This is a genomic window from Mycobacterium sp. TH-M82 (genome assembly GCF_057473605.1).
Genome location: NZ_JBYCKY010000026.1, coordinates 1 through 4,192, shown reverse-complemented (window position 1 = coordinate 4,192; position 4,192 = coordinate 1). Strand labels below are relative to the sequence as shown.

The 4,192-nt window shown below is 63.5% G+C and carries 5 protein-coding genes and 1 pseudogene; all 6 read left to right on the top strand.

Annotated features, from left to right (window positions below):
* The first annotated feature begins 166 nt into the window (after positions 1-166).
* The 6 genes and pseudogenes from AC2VON_RS00920 to AC2VON_RS00895 all read left to right on the top strand — a co-directional run bounded on the left by AC2VON_RS00920 (position 167) and on the right by AC2VON_RS00895 (position 4,106).
* Positions 167-676: a ferritin gene (locus AC2VON_RS00920; RefSeq protein WP_486951260.1), complete on the top strand. Its 510-nt coding sequence runs from the start codon at positions 167-169 to the stop codon at positions 674-676.
* A 194-nt stretch (positions 677-870) separates the two neighbouring features.
* Positions 871-1,041: a FeoA family protein gene (locus AC2VON_RS00915; RefSeq protein WP_486951259.1), complete on the top strand. Its 171-nt coding sequence runs from the start codon at positions 871-873 to the stop codon at positions 1,039-1,041.
* A pseudogene (locus AC2VON_RS00910) lies at positions 1,038-1,547 on the top strand (FeoB small GTPase domain-containing protein); the annotation flags it as partial. The gene AC2VON_RS00915 and the pseudogene AC2VON_RS00910, both read left to right, overlap by 4 nt.
* A 171-nt stretch (positions 1,548-1,718) precedes the next feature.
* Complete coding sequence (locus AC2VON_RS00905) at positions 1,719-2,939, top strand: nucleoside recognition domain-containing protein (RefSeq protein WP_486951261.1); 1,221 nt, start codon at positions 1,719-1,721, stop codon at positions 2,937-2,939.
* On the top strand, positions 2,936-3,514 hold the full coding sequence (locus AC2VON_RS00900; RefSeq protein ID WP_486951258.1) for a NifU family protein: 579 nt from the start codon (positions 2,936-2,938) through the stop codon (positions 3,512-3,514). Before AC2VON_RS00905 ends, AC2VON_RS00900 begins: the two co-directional genes overlap by 4 nt.
* A 289-nt stretch (positions 3,515-3,803) precedes the next feature.
* A complete protein-coding gene (locus tag AC2VON_RS00895; RefSeq protein WP_486951257.1) occupies positions 3,804-4,106 on the top strand; it encodes a PE family protein in 303 nt (100 codons plus the stop codon).
* Positions 4,107-4,192 lie beyond the last annotated feature (86 nt).

The window sequence follows — 4,192 nt, the reverse complement described above, 5'->3', positions numbered from 1 at the left end:
AAAGTCGAGGCTAGCCTTTCTTTACTTAGGGAAAGCTGCGCTCTGTTTGCCGAGAAAACATCAACAACGCATTTATCCACGGAGGCTCAGTTTAGTTAGGAACAGCTTGCCTAAATGAGCATCACCTTCGTTGCACACCGCCTTGAACAGCGGTAACGTACTCACCATGAACAAACACCACACCCCTGAAACCAAATTCCACGCACTGCTCCAAGAGCAAATACGCAGCGAATTCACCGCGACACAGCAATACGTTGCGATCGCCGTATGTCTCGACAACGACGACCTGCCGCAGCTGGCGAAATACTTCTACCGCCATGCCGACGAGGAACGCAAGCACGCGATGAAGATCGTCCAGTACTTCATCGACCGCGACTTCGCCGTCGAGATCCCGGGAACCGACGAGGTCCGCAACCAATTCGACACCCCCCGCGACGCCATCGCCCTAGCACTCGACCTGGAGCGCACGGTCACCAAGCAAGGCAACACACTGGCCGCCACAGCCCGCGCCGAAGGCGACTACCTCGGCGAGCAGTTCATGTGGTGGTTCCTGGCAGAGCAGGTCGAAGAAGAGGCGGTGATGACCACGCTGCTCAACGTGGCCGAACGCGCCGGGGACAACGTGTTCGACCTCGAGGAATTCGTCGCACGCGACATCAACTCCGAATCCGCCTAATCGCGTGCACCGCACGCCCACGGCGTGTACGAGTTGCACTCCAGCCCAACCCGACCAGCACCGCCACCCCAGCCAGGGCGGCGGTGCTGGTCACCAAACCAACCACCACCGTCAATGCGATTCGATGACCGTGCTAGCCGGGGTGGCCCCCAGCTGGCGGGTAATTATTGTCGGGCCGATGCCGCGCGCACCCGGTGCTGGCGAGTCGGCTCAGACAGCTGGGTTTCCGCCCAGCCGCCGGCGTCGAGGTGATCCGCCGGGCACCACTGGGTGATCCAACCATCTACCGGGTTCTCGACACCGACCTTTGTCTTCGCCGACAAGAGGCGCAGCTGATCGAGGTCGTCGTGGAAGCAGAGCAGTGACGTCCTGCCATGCGGAAGACAGCGGTGCGGTCAGCGTCGCCGACATCCCGCGGGTGGCGCTGGTGGGCAGCCCCAACGCCGGCAAAACCAGCATTTTCAACCATCTGACCGGCTTGCGTGTAAAGACCGGTAACTATCCGGGCGTCACCGTCGGGCGCAGTGTCGGCACCGCCAAGGCCGGCGGTGCGGCAATCTCCGTGGAAGACCTTCCCGGCACCTAATAGCCTTGACCCGATCAGCCCAGACGAGCAAGTCGTGTGACCGGCGAATTCGACGGCATGGCAAGATCTGACGCGATCCTACTGGTCGCTGACGTCACCACGTTGCGTCGCTCGATCATGCTGTTGGGGGCGGTACTCCGGCTCGATCTGCCGTGCCTGTTGGTGCTCACCATGGGTGAGGAACCGACGCTCCGGGGCGGTCGGATCGATGTCGACGCATTGGCGACGGCCCTGGGTATCCCGGTCAACCTGGTGGTCGCGCACCGCGGTGCCGGCGTCGACGCGGTCCGCGATCAGCTGGGGCCCTCTGATCGGTGGCAGCGGCCGCCGCTGCTGCCTCCGTCCGACCACGCCGCTGTAGACGCCTGGGGCCAGTCGGTGCTTGATGCCGCCGACTACGTTGCCCCACAACGCGACCGACGTACCAGTACGATCGACCGAGTGGTTTTGCACCCCATGTGGGGCACCATCATATTTTTCGCCGTGATGTTTACCTTCTTCCAAGCCACATTCAGCGTCGGTGCGCGGCTGCGGGATTGGATCAGCCAGGGACTGTGCTGGCTGGCCGGGCAGGTGACCGACCGCAGCGGAAACTCTGCTATCAGTGGTTTGCTCGGCCGGGGAGTCATCGCAGGCGTCGGCACCGTCGCGCAGTTCATTCCGCAGATTGTGTTGCTGTTCTTACTGATCGCGTTGCTGGAGAACGTGGGCTACATGTCACGGGCAGCGTTCTTGATGGATCGGGTGATGGCCAAGACCGGCCTGGAAGGACGCGCCTTCGTCGCAATGCTGTCATCGTTCGCCTGTGCGATCCCGGGCATGATGGCCGCGAGAACCTTGGCGTCAGCGCGCGACCGGATCGCCACCATCAGTGCGCCACTGATGACCTGTTCGGCCCGGCTGCCGGTGTGTATCCTGCTGGTCGGTCTGCTGATAGCGCCGCAAATACGTTGGTGGGGCCTGAACGGGCAAGGCGTAACGATGTTTCTGCTCTATCTCGGTGGCGGTACCTCTTCGCTGGCCTCCGCGTGGGTATTCAAATCGACGATCCTGCGCAGCGACCTGTTGCCGTTCACCATGGAGCTTCCACCCTACCGGTTCCCCTCTGCCCATGCGGTGCTGATCGCGATGTGGAGTGCGGCGAAGATGTTCTTGCGTAAAGCCGCAACCGTCATCCTGGCCGCTTCAGTGTTGCTGTGGGCGCTGCTGAATCTACCGACGCGCGGCGCGGAGACCGCAAACTTGTCTCCGGCCGAGGCCAGGGTGTACGTGATGGACCACAGCTATGCCGCGGACGTCGGCAAAGCGATCGAACCGGTCTTCACACCGCTCGGCTTCGACTGGCATATCGACGTTGCCCTGGTTGCGGCACTGTCGGCACGCGAGGTGTTCGTCTCCACACTCGGCCAGGTGTCGGCGGCGACGAACCCCGACAACCCGGGTGCGGCGCTGGCAACCATGACCGTCGGCTACCGGCACAAGGTATTTACCGCACCGACGATCATCGCGTTGCTGGCCTATTTCATGTACGCGTTGCAATGCATGTCGACGGTCGCCGTGATGCGCCGGGAAACCAACTCGTGGCGATGGCCCGCCCTGGCGTTCAGCTACATGTTCGCTCTCGCGTGGCTGGTGGCCTTCGCCGCCAGGGCGATTGCACTGGCGGTGGGCGCATGACGGCGATCCATGCCATCGCAACCGCAAACCCGCAGCGATTGCGCTGGGTGGTTCGGCTGGGCAATCGCCCGCCGGGCGGGACCGTACGCCAAGCTCCGGGACGCCTTGGCGGGTGGCTGGACCGCGCGGTGATCAATGAGATCGTGGTACGCGGCGCAGACGTGTTGATCACGCTCAGCCCTGCAAATAGTTGGCACGAGATCGGTGAGGAGATACAAGACGCGCTCGAACAGGCTCTGCAGGACCCGGCGGGCTGGCGGGTTGACGTACCAACCGACCGCAACGCGGGCTTGGCCGAGGCCGCTCGGGAGCTCCTCGACGGGCAGATCGGTGCAGCGGCAAAATCGCACGGCGGATCAATCGAATTGGTCTCGGTCAACGGAAACAGCGTGACTGTCCGGACGTCCGGCTCCTGTGACGGATGCCCGGCGGCCAGCTCGACGCTCTACCAGAAGCTCCAGCACGAACTGCGCCGGCGGGTTGGCGACCAGGTCACCGTTTCCCGCGAAAACGACTCACCCCCACTGTCGTTGGGCAATAAGTTGCGTCTCAACTTCCAGATGCGTCCTGGGTGATTCGCTGCACCGACGTCCTCCGGTCTATCCGATCGCGTGCTGAGCTGGCTGGCCGCTACCCGCCGGCCGGCGTGCGGGAGGGGAGGGACAGGGACAAGGACGCTTGCGTGTGCTCCGGCCGGAGCGCCCAGCGATCCTGGGCGGGCGTTGGCCGCCGTCCCGCGGGCGTGTGCCGCGATCAGCGCGCTCAGCCCGCCCAGACCGGTCGGAGCCGGAGCGGGGGCGCTCATGTCAAGATGTATGGTAATGACATTCATTGTCATAAAGACCAACGAGGTTGGAGGTTGTCATGTCTTTTGTCACCACGCAACCGGAGATGCTGGCGGTGTCCGCCGGTCACTTGGCTGGTGTCGGCTCGGCGGTGGCTGAGCAGAACTCAGCCACGGCGGCTCCGATTACTGCAGTGCTGCCGGCCGGCGCCGACCAGGTGTCGGTGCTGACCGCGGCCCAGTTCGCCTCCTACGGCCATATGTATCAGCTGATCAGCTCGCAGGCCGACACGATTCTGGATCTGTTTGTCACAACCTTGCGCGAAAGCGCTGGATCGTATGCACTCACCGAAGCCGCCAACGCTTTCGTGGCCGGGGGGTGAGGTGATGGCCGGTGGACTGGATTTCGGGGCGCTGCCCCCGGAGGTCAACTCCGGTCTGATCTATGCCGGTTCGGGTCCGCAGTCGC

What these genes read in the sequence shown, in the direction of transcription:
- AC2VON_RS00920 (WP_486951260.1), top strand. Translation starts at nt 167, where the DNA reads ATGAACAAACACCACACCCCTGAAACCAAATTCCACGCACTGCTCCAA.
- AC2VON_RS00905 (WP_486951261.1), top strand. Translation starts at nt 1,719, where the DNA reads ATGTGGGGCACCATCATATTTTTCGCCGTGATGTTTACCTTCTTCCAA.
- AC2VON_RS00900 (WP_486951258.1), top strand. Translation starts at nt 2,936, where the DNA reads ATGACGGCGATCCATGCCATCGCAACCGCAAACCCGCAGCGATTGCGC.
- AC2VON_RS00895 (WP_486951257.1), top strand. Translation starts at nt 3,804, where the DNA reads ATGTCTTTTGTCACCACGCAACCGGAGATGCTGGCGGTGTCCGCCGGT.